This is a genomic window from Stenotrophomonas sp. 3diitr2024, assembly GCF_042136455.1.
Lineage (GTDB): Bacteria > Pseudomonadota > Gammaproteobacteria > Xanthomonadales > Xanthomonadaceae > Stenotrophomonas > Stenotrophomonas sepilia.
In genome coordinates, this window is the sequence record NZ_JBHHMJ010000408.1 from 1 (window position 1) to 21,199 (window position 21,199).

The 21,199-nt window shown below is 67.7% G+C and carries 16 protein-coding genes; 7 read left to right on the forward strand and 9 right to left on the reverse strand.

Annotated elements, in window-relative coordinates; genetic code table 11:
* Positions 1-259: 259 nt before the first annotated feature.
* Positions 260-1,033 (reverse strand): SDR family oxidoreductase, encoded by a 774-nt coding sequence (locus ABGA94_RS10130; RefSeq protein ID WP_005419120.1) that lies wholly within the window; start codon positions 1,031-1,033, stop codon positions 260-262.
* 117 nt (positions 1,034-1,150) lie between these two features.
* Between ABGA94_RS10130 and ABGA94_RS10135 the strand changes: the two genes are divergently transcribed.
* Entirely contained in the window at positions 1,151-2,056 is a 906-nt protein-coding gene (locus tag ABGA94_RS10135) for a LysR family transcriptional regulator (RefSeq protein ID WP_111129276.1), read from the forward strand.
* A 128-nt stretch (positions 2,057-2,184) separates the two neighbouring features.
* On the opposite strand, the gene ABGA94_RS10140 is transcribed toward ABGA94_RS10135, so the two are convergent.
* Positions 2,185-5,346, reverse strand: coding sequence for an efflux RND transporter permease subunit (locus tag ABGA94_RS10140; protein WP_375367190.1), 3,162 nt, complete (start codon positions 5,344-5,346; stop codon positions 2,185-2,187).
* Positions 5,347-5,350: 4 nt separating this feature from the next.
* Positions 5,351-6,481, reverse strand: coding sequence for an efflux RND transporter periplasmic adaptor subunit (locus ABGA94_RS10145; RefSeq protein ID WP_375367192.1), 1,131 nt, complete (start codon positions 6,479-6,481; stop codon positions 5,351-5,353).
* A 119-nt stretch (positions 6,482-6,600) separates the two neighbouring features.
* On the opposite strand from ABGA94_RS10145, the gene ABGA94_RS10150 reads away from it, so the two are divergent.
* The 3 genes from ABGA94_RS10150 to ABGA94_RS10160 all read left to right on the forward strand — a co-directional run bounded on the left by ABGA94_RS10150 (position 6,601) and on the right by ABGA94_RS10160 (position 9,439).
* Positions 6,601-7,281 (forward strand): TetR/AcrR family transcriptional regulator, encoded by a 681-nt coding sequence (locus ABGA94_RS10150; protein ID WP_005419125.1) that lies wholly within the window; start codon positions 6,601-6,603, stop codon positions 7,279-7,281.
* Positions 7,282-7,416: 135 nt separating this feature from the next.
* A complete protein-coding gene (locus ABGA94_RS10155) occupies positions 7,417-8,064 on the forward strand; it encodes a protein-L-isoaspartate O-methyltransferase (protein ID WP_014648346.1) in 648 nt (215 codons plus the stop codon).
* Between the two features lie 16 nt (positions 8,065-8,080).
* On the forward strand, positions 8,081-9,439 hold the full coding sequence (locus ABGA94_RS10160) for a TolC family outer membrane protein (RefSeq protein WP_005419128.1): 1,359 nt from the start codon (positions 8,081-8,083) through the stop codon (positions 9,437-9,439).
* A 96-nt stretch (positions 9,440-9,535) separates the two neighbouring features.
* Here ABGA94_RS10160 and ABGA94_RS10165 read toward each other — a convergent pair whose 3' ends face one another.
* Entirely contained in the window at positions 9,536-10,735 is a 1,200-nt protein-coding gene (locus ABGA94_RS10165) for an amino acid transporter (RefSeq protein WP_375367194.1), read from the reverse strand.
* Between the two features lie 271 nt (positions 10,736-11,006).
* The gene (waaA, locus tag ABGA94_RS10170; protein ID WP_053499087.1) at positions 11,007-12,305 is read right to left on the reverse strand and encodes a lipid IV(A) 3-deoxy-D-manno-octulosonic acid transferase; all 1,299 of its coding nucleotides are present in this window, start codon (positions 12,303-12,305) and stop codon (positions 11,007-11,009) included.
* 60 nt (positions 12,306-12,365) lie between these two features.
* Between waaA and ABGA94_RS10175 the strand changes: the two genes are divergently transcribed.
* Complete coding sequence (locus tag ABGA94_RS10175) at positions 12,366-13,283, forward strand: LpxL/LpxP family Kdo(2)-lipid IV(A) lauroyl/palmitoleoyl acyltransferase (RefSeq protein ID WP_005419134.1); 918 nt, start codon at positions 12,366-12,368, stop codon at positions 13,281-13,283.
* A 108-nt stretch (positions 13,284-13,391) separates the two neighbouring features.
* Here the strand turns inward: ABGA94_RS10175 and ABGA94_RS10180 are convergent, their stop codons facing one another.
* The 4 genes from ABGA94_RS10180 to ABGA94_RS10195 form a co-directional block, all read right to left on the reverse strand.
* A complete protein-coding gene (locus tag ABGA94_RS10180; protein WP_032954504.1) occupies positions 13,392-13,841 on the reverse strand; it encodes a transposase in 450 nt (149 codons plus the stop codon).
* Positions 13,842-13,991: 150 nt separating this feature from the next.
* Positions 13,992-15,323, reverse strand: coding sequence for an O-antigen ligase (locus tag ABGA94_RS10185; protein ID WP_134955946.1), 1,332 nt, complete (start codon positions 15,321-15,323; stop codon positions 13,992-13,994).
* Positions 15,304-16,419 carry a glycosyltransferase gene (locus tag ABGA94_RS10190; protein WP_375367196.1) on the reverse strand — a complete coding sequence of 372 codons (1,116 nt, stop codon included), beginning with the start codon at positions 16,417-16,419 and terminating at the stop codon, positions 15,304-15,306. The genes ABGA94_RS10185 and ABGA94_RS10190 overlap by 20 nt, the downstream gene beginning before the upstream one ends.
* A 15-nt stretch (positions 16,420-16,434) precedes the next feature.
* Complete coding sequence (locus ABGA94_RS10195) at positions 16,435-16,632, reverse strand: zinc-finger domain-containing protein (RefSeq protein ID WP_005410967.1); 198 nt, start codon at positions 16,630-16,632, stop codon at positions 16,435-16,437.
* 418 nt (positions 16,633-17,050) lie between these two features.
* Between ABGA94_RS10195 and ABGA94_RS10200 the strand changes: the two genes are divergently transcribed.
* A complete protein-coding gene (locus ABGA94_RS10200) occupies positions 17,051-20,395 on the forward strand; it encodes a GH92 family glycosyl hydrolase (protein ID WP_005419147.1) in 3,345 nt (1,114 codons plus the stop codon).
* Positions 20,392-21,135, forward strand: coding sequence for a basic secretory protein-like protein (locus tag ABGA94_RS10205; RefSeq protein ID WP_032954509.1), 744 nt, complete (start codon positions 20,392-20,394; stop codon positions 21,133-21,135). The genes ABGA94_RS10200 and ABGA94_RS10205 overlap by 4 nt, the downstream gene beginning before the upstream one ends.
* Positions 21,136-21,199 lie beyond the last annotated feature (64 nt).

The following is a 21,199-nucleotide window of genomic DNA, read 5'->3' on the forward strand; positions in this document are numbered from 1 at the left end:
ATGGGGTGTTCACTGCCGACCTGGCCGCCAAGGGCCAGGCCGTCAGCACCGCCGCGGCAACCGACGCGGTGCTGGCGAAGCTGGGCTGATCCATCGGGCAACACCTGTAGAGTCGAGCATGGCACGGCTCTACAGGGGGCCCGTGGCCACTGCCCGACTCCGTGCCAACCAAGGTTGGCACCTACCACAGCGGTAGATCCACGCCATGCGTGGATGATTCGGTTCCCGCGCAGTAGGGCCACGCCATGCATGGCTTTGCTTACTTGGTGGTGTACCCACCATTGACCAGAATCGTCTGCCCGGTCATCCACCAGCCATCGGTCACCAGGAAGCGGATCCACGGCACGATGTCGGCGATGTCGGTCAGCCCGGTGCGGGTGAACGCCGATAGCGCCGCCGCGGTCTTGTGGTAGGCCTGCGCATCGGCGCTCTCGGCCGGATAGAAGAACGGCGTGTCCATCGGACCGGGACCGATCGCGGTCACCGAGATGCCGCGCTCGCCGAACTCCTTCGACGCCGCACGGGTGAAATGCTCGACCGGCGCCTTGGTGCCGGCATAGCTGGAATAGAACGGCGTGAACGCACCCAGCAGCGAGGTGACCAGGGTGCAGATGCGGCCACCGTCATTGATGTGGCGACCTGCCTCCTTCAGGAAGAAGAACGCGGCCTTGGCATTGACCGCGCTCATCTCGTCGTACTCCGCCTCGCTGATGTCCAGCAGCGGCTTCTTGAGTACCTTTCCCACCGTATTGATGGCGATGTCAGGACGGCCGACTGCGGCCACGGCATCGACGAACAAGCGCTCCATCGCTGCCGCCGACGTCAGGTCGCCCTGCAGGGCCACCGCCTTGCTGCCGGCGGCCTGCACCGCGGCTACAGTCGCTTCTGCATCGGCCTGGGTAGCGGCACTGTTGTAGTGGATGACGATGGCTTTGGCGCCCTGTGCGGCGAAGTCGCGGGCGATCAGGCCGCCCAGGTTCTTGGCGCCACCGGCGATCAGTACGGTCTTGCCCTTGAGGGAATGCTCGGTCATGGCTTCGGTCTCGGGAGGGGGCTGCCCGGGGTGGCAACCCTGCCCTGACGACGATATCGTGCAGAAAAAGCGGATAAAGCCCGCCACATTGACTTAACTTTCCAGAGTCAGCGAACAATGGACCGGATCGATCGCTTCCGCATCTTCACCCGGGTCGTGGAGTGCGCGAGCTTCACCCGCGCCGCCGACCAGCTCGGCCTGCCCCGCTCCACTGTCTCGGCAGCCATTGCGGAGCTGGAGCAGCGGCTCGGCACCCGCCTGCTGCAGCGCTCGACCCGGCGGGTGTCCACCACCCACGACGGCGACGTGTTCCATGCCCGCTGCCTGCGCCTGATCGCCGAGGTCGAGGACGCCGAAACCCTGTTCCGCCAGGACGACGCGCAGCCGATGGGCCTGCTGAAGATCGACGTGCCCAGCCGCATCGGCCGTCGCATCATCGCTCCGGCGCTGCCCGGGTTCTTCGCGCAGTATCCGCAGGTGGAAGTGGACCTGGGCATGACCGACCGCGCAGTGAACCTGATCGAAGACGGCTGCGATGCCGTGCTGCGGGTCGGCCAGCTGGGTGACTCCAGCCTGGTGGCGCGCGAGCTGGGCCAGCTGGACTTCGTCAACGTCGCCGCACCGGCCTACCTGCGCGAGCACGGAGTGCCGCAGCACCCCGCCGATCTGCAGCAGCATCGCGCGGTGAACTATGCGTCGCCGACGAATGCACGGGTGGAACCCTGGGAATGGCAGGACGGCGGCCAGCTTCACATGCAGCCGATGCCGGGCTGGGTACGAGTGAACAGCGCCGAGGCGTCGATCGCCTGCTGCGTGGCGGGACTAGGGCTGTTGCAGATTCCGCGCTACGACGTACAGGCGGAACTGCAGTCAGGTGCCTTAGTGGAGGTGATGCCGCAACACGTGGCGCAGCCATTGCCGGTGACACTTCTGCAGCCGCATCGGCAACACCGCGCACAGCGTGTGCAGGTGTTCATCGAATGGCTGCTGCCGGTGCTGCGGAGCGGCCTGCAGCTGCAGTAGATCCACGCCATGCGTGAATGCATGCATCCGTGCCAACCAAGGTTGGCACCTACCAGGGCAAAGACCAACCGGCATGGGTGGGGTCAGAGCCCTTTCCCGGAGGAAAAGGGATCCGACCCCGGTCGGCATCACGCCCCGGATTCATCGGGCTTCACCCGGAACCACGCCGCGTACAATGCCGGCAGGAACACCAGGGTCAGCACCGTACCGACGATCAGGCCGCCCATGATCGAGATCGCCATCGAGCCGTAGAACGCGCTGCGCGACAGCGGAATCATCGCCAGCACGGCTGCCAGTGCGGTCAGCACGATCGGGCGGAAGCGGCGCACCGTGGCGTCGATGATCGAATGCCAACGGTCATGCCCGGCATCGATGTCCTGCTGGATCTGGTCGATCAGGATCACCGAGTTGCGCATGATCATGCCGGCCAGTGCGATCGTGCCCAGCAGCGCGACGAAGCCGAACGGCGCGCGGAACAGCAGCAGGAACAGCGTCGCGCCGATGATGCCCAGCGGCGCGGTCACCAGCACCATCGCTGCACGCGAGAAGCTGCGCAGCTGCAGCATCAGCAGCGTGGCCACCACCACCAGGAACAGCGGCATGCCGGCCTTGATCGAGTTCTGGCCACGCGCCGAATCCTCCACGGTACCGCCGGTTTCCAGCAGGTAACCACTGGGCAGCTCGGCACGGATGCCGTCCAGTGTGGGCAGGATCTGATGCACCACGTCCAGCGCCTGCATGCCATCACTGATGTCGGCGCGCACGGTCACCGTCGGCAATCGGTTGCGGTGCCAGATGATGCCGTCCTCGAAGCCGTACTCCATCGTCGCCACCTGCGACAGCGTGATGCTGCCACCGTTGGCGGTGGGCATCGACAGGCTGGACAGCAGCTCCAGTTGATTGCGCTCATCGGCCGGCCCGCGCAGCAGCATCTCGATCTGGCGATTGCCCTCGCGATACACGCTTACCGATTGCCCGGCCACCGAACTGGACAGGAACTGGCTGACCTGGGCGCTGCTCACGCCCAGCGCGCGGGCGCGCTCCTGGTCGACCACCAGGCGCACCACCTTGCTCGGCTCGCTCCAGTCCAGGTTGACGTTCATCACGTGCGGGTTCTCCCGCACCTTGGCCTCGACCTGCCGCGCGATCGCCTGCACCTTCTCGATGTGCTCGCCGGAGATGCGCATCTGTACCGGATAGCCGACCGGCGGGCCGTTCTCCAGGCGGGTCACGCGCATCTGCACGTCCGGGAACTTCGGGATCACCTCGTGCAGCAGCCAGTCGCGGGTGCTTTCGCGTGAAGTGATGTCCTTGGCCAGCACCACGAACTGGGCGAAGTTGGTCGCCGGCAGCTGCTGGTCCAGCGGCAGGTAGAAGCGCGGCGAACCGGTGCCCACATAGGACACGTAGTTGGCAATGCCCTCGCGGCTGGACAGCAGCTTCTCAAGCTTCTCGGCCTGGGCCTGGGTCGAGCGCAGCGAGGCGCCCTCGGCCAGCTCGATGTCCACCATCAGTTCCGGCCGGGTCGAATCCGGGAAGAACTGCTGCGGCACGAAGCGGAACATCATCAGCGAGAACACGAACAGGCCGATGGTCGCCGCGATCACCCACCAGCGATGCCGCAGGCAGGTATCGAGGAAGCGACGGAAACTACGATAGAACGGGCGCTGGTACGGATCGTGGTCGTGCCCGTGCTGCGGCGGCGCGATCAGATTGGCCAGCGCCGGATAGCGGTCGGCCCACTGCCGGCGCTTGGCGTGCCAGCGCGCTGACAGGCTGCCCGGCTTCGGCGGCTGCGGATTGAACAGGTCCGGCAGCATCTTGTCGCCCAGGTAAGGGATGAACAGCACCGCTGCGATCCACGACACCACCAGCGCGATGGTCACCACCTGGAACAGCGAGCGGGTGTATTCACCGGTACTCGATGCCGCAGTGGCAATGGGCAGGAAGCCGGTCGCGGTGATCAGGGTGCCGGTCAGCATCGGGAACGCGGTCGACTCCCAGGCGAAACTGGCGGCGCGCAGGCGGTCGTAGCCCTGCTCCATCTTGGTGGCCATCATCTCCACCGCGATGATCGCATCGTCCACCAGCAGTCCCAGCGCCAGCACCAATGCACCCAGCGAGATCTTGTGCAGGCCGATGTCGAAGTAGTGCATGACAAAGAAGGTCATCGCCAGCACCAGCGGGATGGTCACGCCCACCACCAGGCCGGTGCGCAGGCCCAGCGAGAAGAAGCTGACCAGCAGCACGATCACCACCGCCTCGGTCAGCACCTGCACGAACTCGCCGACCGACTCTTCCACCGATTGCGGCTGGTCGGACACCTTGCGCAGCTGCATGCCGGCCGGCAGGGTCTTCTGCAGGCGTTCGAACTCGGCATCGAGGTTGGCGCCGAGCTTGAGGATGTCACCGCCATCCTTCATCGCCACCGCCAGGCCGATCGCCTCTTCGCCCATGAAGCGCATCTTCGGCGACGCCGGATCGGCGAAGCCGCGCTTGACCTCGGCGATGTCGCCCAGGTGCACGGTGCGGTCGCCGGCGCGGATCGGGAACTGGCGGATCGCTTCGATGTCGTTGAACTGGCCGGTCACCCGCAGCTGCACGCGATCGGTGGCGGTCTCGAAGAAGCTGGTGCCGGTCACTGCGTTCTGGTCGGCCAGCGCCTGCTGCACCTGCTGCATCGACACGCCCAGCGTGGCCAGCCGGGTGTTGGACAGTTCGATCCACACCTTCTCGTCCTGCAGGCCGACCAGGTCGATCTTGCCGACGTCGGGCACCCGCTGCAGTTCCAGCTGGATGCGGTCGGCGTAGTCGCGCATCACCGCGTAGTCGAAGCCCTTGCCGGTCAACGCATAGATGTTGCCGTAGGTGTCGCCGAACTCATCGTTGAAGAAAGGACCGACGATCTCGCGCGGCAGCGTCGGGCGGATGTCGCCCACGCGCTTGCGCACCTGGTACCACAGGTCCGGGATCTGCCTGGAACGCAGGCTGTCGCGCGCCATGAAGATGATCTGCGATTCGCCCGGGCGCGAGTACGAGCGGATGAACTCGTACTCGCCGGTATTCATCAGCGCCTTCTCAAGCGGCTCGGTCACCTGCCGCGAGACCTGCTCGGCGGTCGCCCCCGGCCACAATGTGCGCACCACCATCGCCTTGAAGGTGAACGGCGGGTCCTCGGACTGGCCCAGGTGCTTGTACGACCACGCGCCGATCAGCGCGAAGGCGAGCATCGCGAACAGCACCAGCGGGCGGTTGGACAGCGCCCACTCGGAAAGATTGAAGCGGCGCACCGGCTTACTCCCTGGCCTTGGCGGCAGCCGCCGGCGTGGCCGGCTTCAGCACAGGACGGTTCTGCCGGTCCACGGCGACCACCGGCTGGCCGGCCCGCAGCAGATGGCCACCCGCAGCAACTACCCAGTCACCCGCGTTCACGCCGGACAGCACCGGTACCGTCTCGCTGCCAAACGCACCGGTGGTGACCGTTGCGGCCTTCAGCGTGCTGTTGCCCGGATCGACCACCCATACGCTGGCGGCACCGTTGGCACCACGCTGCAGCGCGCCCAGCGGCAGCTGCAGGGTGCCGTGGCGACCGGCGCTGCTGTAGACGCGTGCACTCTGGCCCAGTTCGACGTCGGCCAGCGCATCGGCGGGCAGGCTGACCCGGGTCGCATAGGTACGTGCCTGCGGATCGGCAGCGGCGGCGATCTCCCGGATCGTGCCCGGCAGGCGCTGGCCGGGGCGGTTCCACAACTCCACCTCGACCGGTTGGCCCACAGCATAGTCGCGGATGGTGGCCTCGGGCAGGTCGATCAGCACTTCGCGGCCACCGTCGGCGGCCAGGTTGAAGATGGTCTGCCCGGCGGACACCACCTGCCCGGCCTCGGCCTCGCGGCTGGCGATCACACCGTCAGCCGGCGCACGCAGCTGTGCGTAGCCGGCCTGGTTGCGGAGCACATCGAGGTTGGCGCGGGCGGCGTTGGCCTGGCCCTGCGCGGCCTTGAACGCGGCGGACTGCTGGTCCAGCTGCGAGCGGCTGACCAGCTGCTGGTCGGCCAGCACCTGGTAACGCTTGAGGTCATCGCGGGCGCGCACCAGATCGGCTTCGGCTGCCGCCAGCTGCGCCTGCGAGGCACGGGCCTGCAGCGCGAAGTCGGCCACGTCCAGCTCGGCCAGCACGTCGCCCTTCTTCACCCGTTGCCCGGCATCGACGTGGCGCTTGACCAGGTTGCCGCCAACTCGGAACGACAGCGGGCTTTCCTGTCGCGCACGCACCGTGCCCGGGAACGCCGCCGGCGCCTGCCCGGCCTGCTCGCCGGGGTGAACCACCAGCACCGGTACGGCCGCCGGTGGCGCCTGTTCCTGCCCCGAACAGGCTGCCAGCGCAGCCATCCACACCATACCGCCCATCCAGCGCACGATCTTCATCGGTCAACGTCCTGAAAACGCAGGGTTGCAACTAAGGGAGGAGCCGCGACTGCCGGCCCAATTTAATAAACCGGCCGGTATAGTATAAATATCGAACCGCTTGGTCTAGTATTGTCGCGATGAGTTCCCACATTTCCCGCAAGCCGTCGGCCAAGCCCGCTGCCAAGGCCGCCGGACCCGGGCGCCCCAAGGACCTCGGCAAGCGCGCGGCGATCCTTGAAGCAGCCAAGGCACTGTTCATCGAACAGGGCTATACCGGCGTGAGCATGGACACCATCGCCGCTCAGGCCGGCGTCTCGAAGCTGACTGTGTACAGCCACTTCGGCGACAAGGAGACGCTGTTCTCCGAGGCGGTGCAGTCAAAGTGCATTGAAATGCTGCCCGACGCGCTGTTCGTAGCCGATGCGGACGGCCCGCTGCGCGACCAGCTGATCGGTATCGGCCTGGCCTTCTTCGAGCTGATCACCTCCGACGCGGCGATCTCGATCCAGCGCATGATGATGGCGCCGGAGACCGACGAACGCCTGCGCGCGCTGTTCTGGAAAGCCGGCCCCGAGCGTACCTGCGAGGCCCTGGCCGATTTCCTGCGTGCCCGCGCCGAACGTGGCGAACTGGATATCCCCGACTGTGCTCTGGCCGGCGAGCAGTTCCTGACCCTGGTCAAGGGCGAAGTGCACATGCATATGATGTGCGGCATGCCACTGTCACCCGTGGAATGCGACCCTCTTGCCCACGTAACCGCCAGCATCGACTTCTTCCTGCGCGCCTACGCGCCGCGAGGGGCCGGAACGGCTGAATAACCAAAACTGAACGAACCGGAGGTCGCGATGACTTCCGGCACTGCGACCCCGGCCCCCGGCAGCTGATGCTCTGGGCGCGCCGCCGGCCTCCGGCACCGGTAAAATGGCCGGCCCACTGCGCTGGATTTGAACCTCATGACGATTGATTACGCCCACGCCCGCGAACTGATGGTGGAACAGCAGATCCGTCCCTGGGACGTGCTGGACATCAAGGTGCTCGACGTCCTGGCCCGCCTGCCGCGCGAGGCCTTTGTCGCCGACGCGCACCGGGCACTGGCCTACGCCGATGTCGAACTGCCGATCGGCCACGGCCAGAAGATGATGAAGCCGGTCATCGAGGGCCGTACCCTGCAGGCACTGGACCTGCAGCCGGGTGACGAAGTACTGGAAATCGGCACGGGCAGCGGCTTCCTGTCGGCCTGCATCGGCGCGCTGGCGCGCGATGTGCTGAGCCTGGAAATCGACCCGGAGCTGGCCGCCGCTGCGCGTGCCCGCCTGGACGCCTCCGGCCTGGGCACCAACGTCCGCGTGGAAGTGGCCGATGCCCTGTCCTGGCAGACCGAACGCCGCTTTGACGTGATCTGTGTCACTGGTGCGGTCGACGTGGTGCCGTCACAGTTCGCCTCGTGGCTGCGTCCGGGTGGCCGCCTGTTCGTGATCCACGGCCGCTCGCCGGCGATGGAGGCCCTGCTGGTCAAGGCCGACGGCAGCTCCGAGTCCCTGTTCGAGACCGATATCGATTACCTGCGTGGTGCCGCCCCGGCCCCCCAGTTCCACCTCTGAGTCCAAGGAAGCCGCAATGATCCGCCGATCCCTCGCTGTTGCGCTGGCCACTGCCCTGCTGCCGTTGTCCGCCCATGCCGCCGACCTGCTGCAGGTCTACGAAATGGCCCGCAACGGCGATCCGCAGCTGTCGGCCGCCGAATCGACCCGGCTGTACGACAAGGAAGGCGCCGTGCAGGCGCGTGCCGCCCTGCTGCCGCAGATCAACGGCCAGGCCGCGCTGAACCGCACGCGCAGCGAGCCGAACGCCGACGCCAACTCCGGCTCGTTCACCAACAAGCGCCGCACCTACACGATCGACGGCAGCCAGACGCTGTTCAACTGGACCCAGATCAACAACCTGCGCTCGCAGCGTGAGCTGAGCAAGGCGGCGGACTTCACCCTCGAATCGGCCAACGACAACCTGATCGTGCGCACCTCGGCGGCCTACTTCAATGTGCTGGTGGCGATCGAATCGCTGAACGCCGCACAGACCAATGAAGCGGCCGCGAAGAAGCAGTTCGACTTCGCCGACAAGCGCCTGGAAGTGGGCCTGGCGCCGATCACCGACGTGCACGAAGCACGCGCCCAGTACGACCAGGCGCGCGCCAACACCATCATTGCGCAGAACACCCTGGCCGATAACTACCAGGCCCTGACCGAACTGACCGGCCAGCCGGTGACCAACCTGCGTGGCCTGCCGGCGGACTTCCGCCCGGAAGTGCCGGCCAACCGCGGCAACATCGACGAGCTGGTGCAGCAGGCTACGACCCAGAATCCGGCGCTGAAGGCGCAGGAGCTGAAGGTCAGTGCCGCTGAAGCCGGCGTGCAGGCTGCCCGTGGTGGTCATTACCCGACCCTGTCGCTGGGCGGCAGCTGGGGCAAGAGCGCCACCTGGGGCGACAGCACCGGTGCCGGCTCGCTGTCACCGGATGCGCGCACCAACAGCATCGGCCTGACCCTGAGCGTGCCGATCTTCTCCGGTGGTGCCACCCAGTCCGGCGTGCGCCAGGCGCTGGCGCAGCGTGACATCGCCCAGGACGGCTACGAGCAGCAGAAGCGTGCCCTGGATCGCAATACCCGCAATGCCTACCAGACCCTGGTTCAGGGCATCAGCGAAGTGGAAGCCCGCCGCCTGGCGGTGGTCTCGGCGCAGAGCGCGTACGACGCTTCGCAGGTCGGCCTGGAAGTCGGTACCCGTACCGTGCTGGATGTGATCCAGAACCAGCGCATCCTGTTCTCGGCACAGCTGGACTATGCCCAGGCCCGCTACACCTTCCTGCAGAACCGCCTGCTGCTGAGCCAGTCGCTGGGTGCGCTGGACGTGGCCGAACTGCAGGACGTCAATCGGCTGCTGACCCAGGACGCGGGCAACCCGGCCACGACCACGCACTGAGTCGTCGCCCCTGCAACTAAAAAGCCACCCGCGAGGGTGGCTTTTTTGCAGATGCTGCATCCACACGCGCGCGCCCCGGCGTGGCCCCACGAACCGTCAGCCCGGCCATGCGCGCAGGCGTTCCAACGCCGCGAGCGCGCACAGCACGGCTGCCAAGGGGGCCAGCATCGACATCATCAGCCCGCAGCCGGCTGCGCCTTGCCGGGTGTCATCCCGACGCCGCAGCACCGCCAGGCACAGCGCTGCCATGACCACCAGCGTTGCCGGACCCGGCAGCGCCGGCAAGGTGCCCTGCGGCAGCCCCAGCACCAGCATCACCGCCGGCAGCGCAACCACCATTGCGCTCAGGCGCGTGCGGGATCGTCCCGCCGCGTCAGCTGCGCGGGGCCACAACGATGTGGCCAACCGGACGGCCAGCATCAGCAGCACCAACTGCAGGGCGGCCAGGCCCGCTGCCCCGGCCAGGGGCAACAATGGCAGCATCCACTGCAGCTGGGGGTGCACCTGCAGCGCAACCGCCAGTGGCCGGGTACTGGCGAGCGCGGAAAATTCGACCAGCCCGGCCTGCAATGCTGCCAGCACGATCAGCAGCAGCATCGCCAGCAACGAGACCAGCGCCAGCACCGCCGGCTGCCACATCGCGCCCTGGCGGCGCAGCGCAGGAAAGCCCAGTGCCAGGCCCACGCTGGCAAATATGCCCAGCAGCGGCACCGCAGCCGCCAGCACGCCCCCCAGCCCGAAGCGATACGGTGCGGTCGCCGGAGGCAGCCAGGGAATCCAATGCCCGTAGTGCACGTGACGCGCCGCCAGCGCCAGCAGCAACACCCCCACACCGATCTTCACCGTCAGCAGCGCACAGGCCGCCAGAGCCACACCCCGCGGCGGCAGCAACGCGAGCGCGCTCAACAACAGCAGACCCATGGCCGCCGCTACCTGCACGGGCAGCCAGTCGTTGGCATGGAGGCCTCCGGTAGCCAGCACGGCATGTACATGGCGGGCCATGGACTGTGCCGCGCCCGCCGTGGTCGCCGTCAGCTCAAGCAACAGGATCGCGCCCAGAACGATGGCCACCCGTGGCCCCCAGCTGGCGGCCAACAGCCCGTACAGGCCATCGGCCGCCGGCAGTCGCAGCACCAGATCCTGCAGGCAGCACAGCACCAGGCCAGCCCCCAGTGCGGCCAGCAACAGGCTCAGTACGATGGCCGGGCCAGCCTGTGCCGCCGTGTGCTGGCCCACCAGCGCGATCACGCTGCCGCCCACCAGCAGCGTCAGTGCCACCACAGCCAGGTGGTCCATCCCCAAGCGCGCCCCACCGGTGCCGTCCCTGCCCCTGTCGCCGTCCATCGCAAGTTCCCTTGATATCCGCCCAAGCGCGGTCGACAGCAGGCTGGCAGCCTGCGTCGTCCTGCGGAATCAGAATCGGTGCTGCGTGCGCCACGATGTGATGGCAGGCACGCTGCCATCGGCAGGGTCGGTCCAGCAACGACAGAAAAATCGTTGCTAAGCAGAATTGATGAAGTTGATCACGACAACGCTGCACAGCGCCGCCGACGCCGCGCTGCCGGGATCACTCGCGCGGTGGTGGCAGGTGCGGTGCGACCAGCGCAAGCGTGCGCTGCAGCGCGCCACGGCCATTGCTGACCAACGTGCAGCCCGCACGCGCCATGTCTTCGCGGGCCTGCGCATCTTCAAGCAGATGCTGCAGCAGGTCGCCCACTGCCTGCACATCTTCGCCAATCAGCAGCGCACCGGCCTCGCGCATGCGCCGGGAGATTTCCGCGAAGTTGTGCAGGTGCGGGCCGGTCACCGCCGCGGTTCCCATCGCAGCGGGCTCCAGCAGGTTGTGGCCACCGATGGCCTGCAGGCTGCCGCCGACGAAGGCGACCTGGGCGCAGGCGTAGAACGGCATCAGCTCGCCGAGGGTATCGATGACGAACACGTCTGTGGCGGCGTGCGGCCACTGGTCCACGCGGCGGGTCGCCACGCTCCAGCCCTGTTCGCGCGCCAGCGCTTCCACCTTCGGGAAACGTTCGGGATGGCGCGGTGCCCACAGCAGCAGCAGATCCGGATGCTGCTGGCGCAGGCGCCGGTGCAGGTCGATCACCGCCTGTTCTTCGCCATCATGGGTACTGGCGGCGATCCATACCGGGCGCGCGCCCGGCACCCGTGCATGGAACTGTTCGACGAAGCCCTGCACGTCCGGCGTGGTGATGTCGAACTTCAGGTTGCCCAGTGCCTGCACCTGGCCGGGCTCCGCCCCCAGCTGCACGAAGCGCTCGGCATCGTCCTGCGACTGCGCGGCCACGCAGGTGACGGTGCGCAGGGCGCGGCGGATCAATGCGGCCAGCAGCCGGTAGCCGCGCAGCGAACGCGCCGACAACCGGGCATTGAGGATGTAGACCGGAACGCCACGGTCACGGCAGCCGAACAGCATGTTCGGCCACAACTCGGTTTCCAGGATCAGCGCCAGGCTGGGCTGGAAATGGCCGAGGAAGCGGTTGACGCTGCCCGGCACGTCGTACGGCAGGTAGACATGGTCCAGCGCGTCGCCCCAGAGCGCACGCACGCGCTCGGAGCCGGTCGGAGTGATGGTGGTGATGACCCAGCGGATGTCCGGGCGCTGCTGGCGCAGGGCGTTGACCAGCGGCGCGGCGGCATTGACCTCGCCCACCGAGACCGCGTGCAGCCACACCCGTGGCTGGCCGGTCGGCTGCGGATAGGAGGCGTAGCGTTCGTCCCAGCGCCGGAAGTACTCACGGACCCGGAAGCCGCGCCAGACCAGGTGGTACACGGTGATCGGCAGCAGGATGTAGAGCACGACCGAGTACAGGCCGCGCAGGATCCATTCGACAGGGTCTTTACGCATGCGGCAAGGATACGGGAGCCCCCCGGGAAAGACACGCGGCCGCCTTGGTAGAATGGCCCCATGTCAGATGCCTCCACCGCCGTCCGCCCATCGCTGCGCGATCCGCGCAACTGGCCGATGTTCGCCGCCATGTTCGGCGCCTTCGCCATCGCCCGCCTGCCGTGGATGCTGCAGCGCGCGCTGGGCCGGGGCGTCGGCTGGATCACCTGGCGCCTGCTCGGCAGCCGCCGCCGCGCCGCCGAGGTCAACCTGCAGCTGTGCTTCCCCGAGAAGGACGAGGCGTGGCGGCAGCGCCTGGTGCGCGACAGTTTCGACGCGCTGGGCGTCGGCGTGTTCGAGTGCATCCGCGCCTGGTGGGGCAGCATCGACAGCATCCGCCCGCAGGTACGGATCGAAGGCCTGGAACACCTGCGGCAGATGCAGGCCGAAGGCCGCGGCGTCCTGCTGGTCTCCGGCCACTTCATGACCCTGGAAATGTGCGGCCGCCTGCTGTGCGACTACGTCGATCTTTCCGGCATGTACCGCAAGCACAAGAACCCGGTGTACGAGTGGGCGGTGAAGTTCGGCCGCCTGCGCTATGCCAAGGCGATGTTCGCCAACGAGGACATCCGCGCGACCGTGCGCCACCTGAAGAAGGGCGGCTTCCTCTGGTACGCGCCAGACCAGGACATGCGGGGCAAGGACACCGTGTTCGTGCCGTTCTTCGGCCACACCGCTTCGACCATCACCGCCACCCATCAGCTGGCGCGCATGACCGGCTGTGCGGTGATTCCGTACTTCCACCGGCGCGAAGGCGGAAAGTACTTCCTGAAGATCGGCGCGCCGCTGGAGAACTTCCCCAGCGAGGATGTGGAAGCCGATACCACGCGGGTCAACCAGGCCATCGAAGCGATGGTGCGCGAGGCTCCCGACCAGTACCTGTGGATCCACCGCCGCTTCAAGCGCCAGCCCGGCGGCCGGAGTGATTTCTACAAATAACGGTGGGGCGGGAGGGTTTCGTCCACGCATGGCGTGAATTTGATGACGCGGAGCATTCTGAAGTAGATCCACGCCATGCGTGGATGCTCTACATCCGGGTGCCGGCACCTACAACGGCCAACGGCACCATGCGTGCGGGTACTCACCCAACGTGCCGGCCAGGCCCGCGCGGACCGGATTGGCCAGGATGTACATCGCCTTCTCATGAAGGGATTCATCGCTGCGTACGGCATGATCGTGGTAACCGTGCTGCCACAGCGCCCCTCGTCGCTCCAATCGCCGGTTCAGCAGTCGGCTGCTGCGTGATTTGAGCAGGGCCATACACTCGGCCAGGGTTCCTCCGCGCAGCTCCATCAGCCAGTGCAGATGGTCGGGCATGACCACCCAGGCGAGGCTGTGGCTGAAGCCCTTGCGCTCTACGAAGCGCAGGGTGTCGATAAGGATCGCCACGTTTGCCGCATCGGCGAACAACGGTTCGCGGCCGAGGGTTGCTGTGGTCAATGAATAAACGTTGCCGGATCGGGAATACCGACCGTAGCGAAGTCTGGGGCTGGCCATGCCTCCAGCGTGCGATACGCATGGAAACACCGGTAGAGGTGGTTGACCGGTATTTGCGTCGGGAAAGCTCCATCCACGCATGGCGTGGATCTACCAAAGCACGCTCCGTCTGGTACATGCAGTAGAGCCACGCCATGCGCGGATGCGCGGTCACGTCACCGGCGGGGAATCATCTGCGTCGCGGGCCAGCAGGCTGCCGGCGAACAGGGCTGCCAGCAGCACCGTCAGGCCACCCCAGAACGCGGAATAGAACGCCAGGTGCGTATTGAGCGGGAACACCGTAACCGCCAGCGCCAGCATTGCCGGTCGGGCGCGATCATGCGCAGCCGCCGGGGCATAGCGCCACGCCCGCCAGGCCTGCGCCACCGCCGCCAACCACAGCAGCAGGCCCAGAACGCCGGTCTCGGCAAGGATTTCCAGCACGATCTGGTGGGCGTGCAACGCCGGTTGGCTGCCCCACACGGCGGGACCCTCATCTGACACGCAGGCCGGATACGCATCGCGGAAGCCGCGCGCACCGACACCGTTGACCGGATGCTCCTCGATCATGCACACCGCTGCGGTCCAGATGCGCGCGCGCCCCGAAAGCGCCTCGTCAACGCCCTGCCCGTCTTCGTTCCATGCCTGCGCCGTGCGCGCGACACGCTCGCGCAGCTGCGGCACGCCCGCTGTCAGTGCGGCCGTACCCAGCGCTGCCACCAGGGCCAGCAGCAGCAGCCGCTTCCAGCCGAACTGGCGCACGCCGCTGTAGGCCAGCACCAGCACAAAGGTGATCCACGAGGCGCGCGAACCTGCCAGCAGCAGCACGCACCCCAGTGTTGCAGCGGCCAGCAGCCACCCTGCATTGCCGAAACGCTGCGCCATCGGCAGCAGCAGGAACGGTGACAGGCTGGCCAGCACCTGGCCGAATTTCAGATTGCAGGGCCCAAGCGCGCCACTGAGGCGGTCGGCCAGTGCGGCTTCGTCGGCCGGGCACAACGCGTGGCCACTCACGGCCAGCTTCAGGTGTTCCAGCGACCAGAACCACGGGCTGGTGCCAGCCAGCGCCTGCACCAGCGCGTCCAGCGTCCACACGCCGGTGATCAGCGCCAGGCCACCGAAGGTCAAGCGCCGCCGTTCCGGCGTGGCCACCGCGATCGCCACCAGCCACATGAAGGGCAGGTAGCGCAGTCCGGCGGCCGCCTTGGTCCACGAGGCCGAAGGGTCGATCGCATCGATGGCCGAAAACGCCTGCGGCAGCCAGTAGCCGAGGAACAGGATCGAGGTCAGCGCCCACGCCGCCGTGCTCAACAGGTGCGGGCGGCGCTGCAGCCGGCGCATCACCATGCGCGCGGCAGCATAGACCGCGCCAAGGCCCAGCACGGTTTCGGCAATGCCCGGCAGCGGCCACATCGCCACGTACGCCAGCACCCACCAGGGCGCCCAGCGCCCGGCACGGTCGTCGCGCACGATGGCAGCGGGGTCAGCCGGCGAGATCGGCATAGAGGCGGAGGGTATCGCGCTGCATGGCCTGCAGGGTAAACGGGATGCGGGTCGGCAGGGACGGCGGCTGCGCCAGCAGGGCCAGCGCACGTTCACCCAGCGCGCGCGCGTCGCCGAGCGGCACCGCACCGCTGGGCTGCAGCTGCAGCAGCAGTTCGCCGACGCCACCGTGGTCCCAGCCCAGCACCGGGCGACCGACCGACAGCGCCTCGACCACGGTGCGGCCAAAGGCTTCCGGCTTGTCCGACAGCTGCAGCACCAGATCGCTGGCGGCGTAGGCCTGGGCGATGCGGACGGTAGGCGTGCTGATCTGTACGGCCTCGGCCACGCCCAGTGCCGCGGCCTGGCGGCGCAGGTCAGCCACGTAGGCCTCGCGCCCGGGTTCGTCGGTGCCCAGCATCCACAGCTGGGCAGGCACGCCGGCGGCACGCACGTCGGCCAGCAGCTGCAGCGCGTGGGTGTGGCCCTTCAGCCGGGTGCCGCGCCCCGGCAGCAGCAGCAGCGGGCCTTCGACCTGGGCCAGCCACGGGTAGTCGGCCGCCAGCGCCAGCCGCGGGCGGCGGTCGGCGCGCGCCACGCGCGGGAACTGGTTGACGTCGACACCTCTCGGTATGACCCGCAGTTTTTCTTCCGGCACCGTCGGGTAATGGCGTTGCACGTAGGCGCGCACGGTGTTGGACACGCAGATCACGCGTTCGCCACTGGTCATCACCGCGCTGTAGCGGCTGGGCGAGTTCAACCCGTGCACGGTGGTCACCCAACGCGGGCGCTGTGCGGCGGGCATGGCGCGGATCGCGTACAGGCCCAACCAGGCCGGCAGCCGCGAACGGGCATGCACGATGTCCGCACCAACTTCGGCAAACAGCCGGCGCAGGGTCGGCAGATGGCGCAGGGTCAGCAGCGACTTGCGGCCGATATCCAGGGTGAGGTGCTCGGCACCACTGTCCAGCAGCGGCTGCACCAAGCGGCCACCGGCAGACACCACCAGCGCGCGATGGCCGGCGGCAACCAGGGCCGCAGCGATTTCCAGGGTCGAGCGCTCGACACCACCGGAGTGCAGCGCCGGCAGCAACTGCACCACGGTCAATCGGCGCATCGAAGGGGCCGCCGTTTAGTCGGCCAGCACGAACACGGAACCGCAGTACGGGCACTGCGCTTCGCCGTTGGGCTCGTCTTCGATCGGCAGGTACACGCGCGGATGCGAGTTCCACAGCGCCATTTCCGGGGTCGGGCAGCTCAACGGCAGATCGCTGCGGTGCACGGTGTAGCGCTTCTCGGCGTTGGCGGGCGCGGTGGCGGTATGGCTCATGGCGGATTCGGTGAACGGGTTGCGAGGCCCGTGATTCTAGCATCTGGGCCGCAACGACATTGCCCCGCAACGGGCCTTTGCACGCCGCCGCCGATGCCTCGCATCTCCCCACCACACGCCGGGCGGCGGCGATTCCGGGGATTTCGCGGTCGTTCCGGCAGGTTCGCTCGCCAGAATCGACTCCAGCGATATTTCCCGCATTTGGATCGAACTAAATGGCACTTGCCAGCGCGCGGCGGCTGTTGCAGGATCGGGCCAGGTCGCACCCCGACCCACCCAATCCAACCCGATCGCATGGCCCGCCCCCACCGGACCGGCATCGCCTCTTCCACTGCCAGCTTGGCGGGCGGAGCGATGCTGTCCGTGGTGTCCGCCGATGCGGGTTCGCCCGCCGCCAGCCCTTTCGGGAGACCCTTGCATGACCCTGTCCGATCCGCGCCGCGCCCTGCTTCCGCTCGCCCTGGCCCTGGCCTGTGCGACCACTGCGATGCCGGCGCGGGCGCAGGGGCTGCAGACCTCGTTCGAACCGGGCGAACCTGTACCGGCGCAGGCCACCGGTGCGCTTCAGGTCACGATCGGCAATGGACCGGCCGCGCCCTACGCCGCCAAGCGCAACGCCGGCTACAGCGGCCTGCATGCGCTGCGCTACAGCAGCGAAGGCGGCAGCGCGCGGCGCGAACTGTTCAAGGCCGACCTGCCCATCGAGGCCGATACCACGCTGTCGTGGCTGGTGCTGCCGGAAATCGTCGGCAAGGACACCGTCGCCTCGACCTATGTATCGCTGGACCTGCTGCTGGACGATGGCAGCCGCGTTTCGGCCGGTGCGGCACGCGACCAGCATGGCGTGGCGATCGGCGCACGCGCGCAGGGCGAATCGAAGACGCTGTACCCGCAACAATGGGCCCGCAAGGCAGTGCGGCTGGGCGACGTGCCCACGCTGAAGGGCCGCCGCGTGGTTGCGATCGAGCTGGAGGTAGCCAGTGCCGAGGGCGCGCCGGTCTCTGGCTGGATTGATGACGTGCGCCTGGATGCCCAACCGCGGCAGCGGCCGCAGCGCGTCTCCGACTGGGTGCTGACCACCCGCGGCACCCAGGCCAACGGCACCTTCTCGCGCGGCAACAATTTCCCGGCCACGGCGGTGCCGCACGGGTTCAACTTCTGGACCCCGGTGACCGACGCCGGCGCACTGAACTGGCTGTACCGCTGGAACGAACAGAACGATGCGCAGAACCGCCCGCAGCTGCAGGCACTGGCACTGAGCCACCAGCCCAGCCCGTGGATGGGCGACCGCCAGACCTTCCAGGTGATGCCCTCGGCCAGCCGTGGCGTGCCGGACGCCGACCGCCGCAAGCGCGCGCTGTCGTTCGACCGCCGTCATGAAAGCGCGCGCCCCTACCGCTACGACGTGCGCTTCGACAATGGCATCGCTGCTGCCATCGCACCGACCGACCATGCCGCGCTGTTCCGCTTCGAGTTCCCCGAGGGCGGCGACGCCAACCTGCTGTTCGACAATGTCGATGCGCGTGGTGGCCTGACCCTGGACACGGCCACGCAGACCCTCAGCGGCTACACCGATACGCGCAGTGGCCTGTCCAACGGCGCCAGCCGCATGTACGTGGTGGCCAGCTTCGACAAGCCGTGGCGCAGCAGCGGCCGCCTCGACACCGGCCGCCCGACCGGTTACATCAAGTTCGATGCTGGCAGCGACCGGCAGGTGACGATGCGCATCGCGACCTCGCTGATCTCGGTGGAACAGGCGCGTCACAACCTGGCGCTGGAAATCTCCGCCGCCGACACGCTGGAAAGCGTGGCCGGCCGTGCGCAGGATGCATGGGACGCGCGCCTGGCCCGCTTCGACATCGGCGATGCCACTGACGACCAGAAGACCACCTTGTATTCCAGCCTGTACCGGCTGTACCTGTATCCCAACTCCGGCCACGAGAATGCCGGCAGCGCGGCCGCGCCTGACTGGCGCTACGCCAACCAGGCCAGCGCCAGCGACGACAACACCGAAGGCAGCGCGAACCGCAGCTTCACCGGCGTGCGCGATGGCAAGGTGTTCGTCAACAACGGCTTCTGGGACACCTTCCGCACCACCTGGCCAGCCTATGCGCTGTTCACGCCCGACGATGCCGGGCAGATGGTGCAGGGCTTCATCGAGCAGTACCGTGCCGGTGGCTGGATCGCACGCTGGTCGTCGCCGGGCTACGCCGACCTGATGGTCGGCACCAGTTCGGACGTGGCCTTCGCCGATGCGTGGCTGAAGGGCATCGGCGGCTTCGATCCGGCCGAGGCCTACGCCGCCGCGCTGAAGAACGCGACCGTGGTACCCCCCGACCGCCATGTCGGCCGCAAGGGCATGGACCGTTCGACCTTCCGTGGCTACGCCAGCGCGGACGTGCACGAAGGCATGTCGTGGACGATGGAAGGCGCACTGAATGACTTCGGCATCGCCAACATGGCCGAGGCCCTGGCCAAGCGCGCGACCACGCCGGCCGCGCGCGAGCGCTACAGCACCGAGGCCGACTACTTCCGCCATCGCGCCGCCAGCTACGCGACGATGTTCGATCCGGCCGCCGGCTTCTTCCAGGGCCGCAAGGCCGATGGCCAGTGGCGCGTGGACGCCAAGGCCTACGACCCGCGCGTGTGGGGCCACGACTACACCGAATCCAATGGCTGGACCTTCGCCTTCACCGCCGCCCACGATGGCGAAGGACTCGCCGCGCTCTATGGTGGCCGTGACAAGCTGGCAGCGAAGCTGGATGCCTTCTTCTCCACGCCGGAAACCGCCGACCCCGCGTTTGCCGGATCCTACGGCGGCACCATCCACGAGATGACCGAAGCGCGCGATGTGCGCATGGGCATGTACGCACACAGCAACCAACCGGCGCACCACATCCCATGGATGTACCTGTACGCCGGGCAGCCGTGGAAGACCCAGCAGCACGTGCGCGAGATCCTGTCGCGGCTGTATGTGGGCAGCGAGATCGGCCAGGGCTATCCGGGCGACGAGGACAACGGCGAGACCTCCGCGTGGTACGTGCTGGCTTCGCTGGGCCTGTATCCGCTGCGCATGGGCGCCCCGGAGTACGTGATCGGTTCACCGGCGTTCGAACATGCGAGGGTGGAACTGCAGGGCGGCGCGGTGCTGACCGTGAACGCGGCCAACAACTCACGCGAGAACGTCTACGTGCAGTCGCTGAAGATCAATGGCAAGCCGTGGACGAAGACCTGGGTGCCGCACGAGCTGATCGCCAAGGGCGCGACGCTGGACTTCGTGATGGGGCCGCAGCCGTCGCGCTGGGGCAGCGGCGTGGATGACGTGCCGCGCTCGCTGACCGCGCGGGGCCAGCGCCCGCAGCTGCTGCACGACCTGCTCGGCAGTGGCGCCAAGGCGACGCTGGCCGATGGCCGCGCCCTGCCGGCGCTGGTCGATGACGATGCAGCCACCACCGTCGGCCTGGGCGGCGGCGCAACCATCGCACTGACCGGCCTGGGCGACGGCGCGCCGACCATGTACACGCTCACCAGCGGTGACGGCCGCATCCAGGGCGGCGAATGGACGCTGGAAGCGCGCAGTGGCAACGGCCGCTGGATCGTGCTCGACCAGCGCAGCGGCGAAGCCTTCGAGTCTGCCCGCCAGACCCGACCGTTCCGCATCGCCAAACCCGGTCGTTACAGCGAGTATCGGCTGCGCCTGGCCGCACCGGGCCGGCTGCCGCTGGCGGAGATCGAACTGTTGGCGCCCAGCGCCGTACAATGAGCCCCATGCGCTACCGTCTGCTGCCTCTGGCCCTTGTTGCCCTTTCCTTCTCCAGCTTCGGCCAGACCCAGGCCTTTGATGCGCAGCTGACCCGCGATGGCGTGACGCTGAACTACCAGGACGCCCGTGGCGCCCTGGCCGCGCCGCAGCGAAAGCGGGTGATCGATACGTTCTACTTCGCCTACCTGCGCGAACGTGCGGACTTCCACCCGGCCGCGCCGTCGATGGTGCGCATTGTGATCGACCCAGCCTACACCGGGATCGCCTTTGTCGGTGACAAGGACCAGGCCGCGACGATCACCATCAACCCGGGTTGGCTGGCGCAGCACCCCAACGACATCGACCTGGTCACCCATGAGGCCATGCACATCGTGCAGGGCTATCCGGGCTATGGCGACGCACGGGTGCCGGGTTGGCTGGTGGAAGGCATCGCCGACTACGCACGCGACCGCTACGGCATGGACAATGCCGCTGCGGGCTGGGCACTGCCGGGCAAGGTCGAGAAGGGGCAGAACTTCGACAGCGGCTACCGTGTCACCGGTGCGTTCCTGAAATGGGCCGACGCCGAACATCCGGGCCTGGTGCTGGCACTGGACAAGGCCCTGCGCGACGGCCGCTATGCACCGGCGCTGTGGCAGAAGCACACCGGCAAGGCACTGCCGGCGCTGTGGGCGCAGTACGCCAAGCCGCGTTCCGACGCTCCGCCGCCGGCCCCTGCACGCCGCGGCAAGCGGCGCTGACTGTGCGATCAACTGGGTATAGCCGCGACTGGGTAGAGTCGACTGTTGGTCGACTGACTTTCGT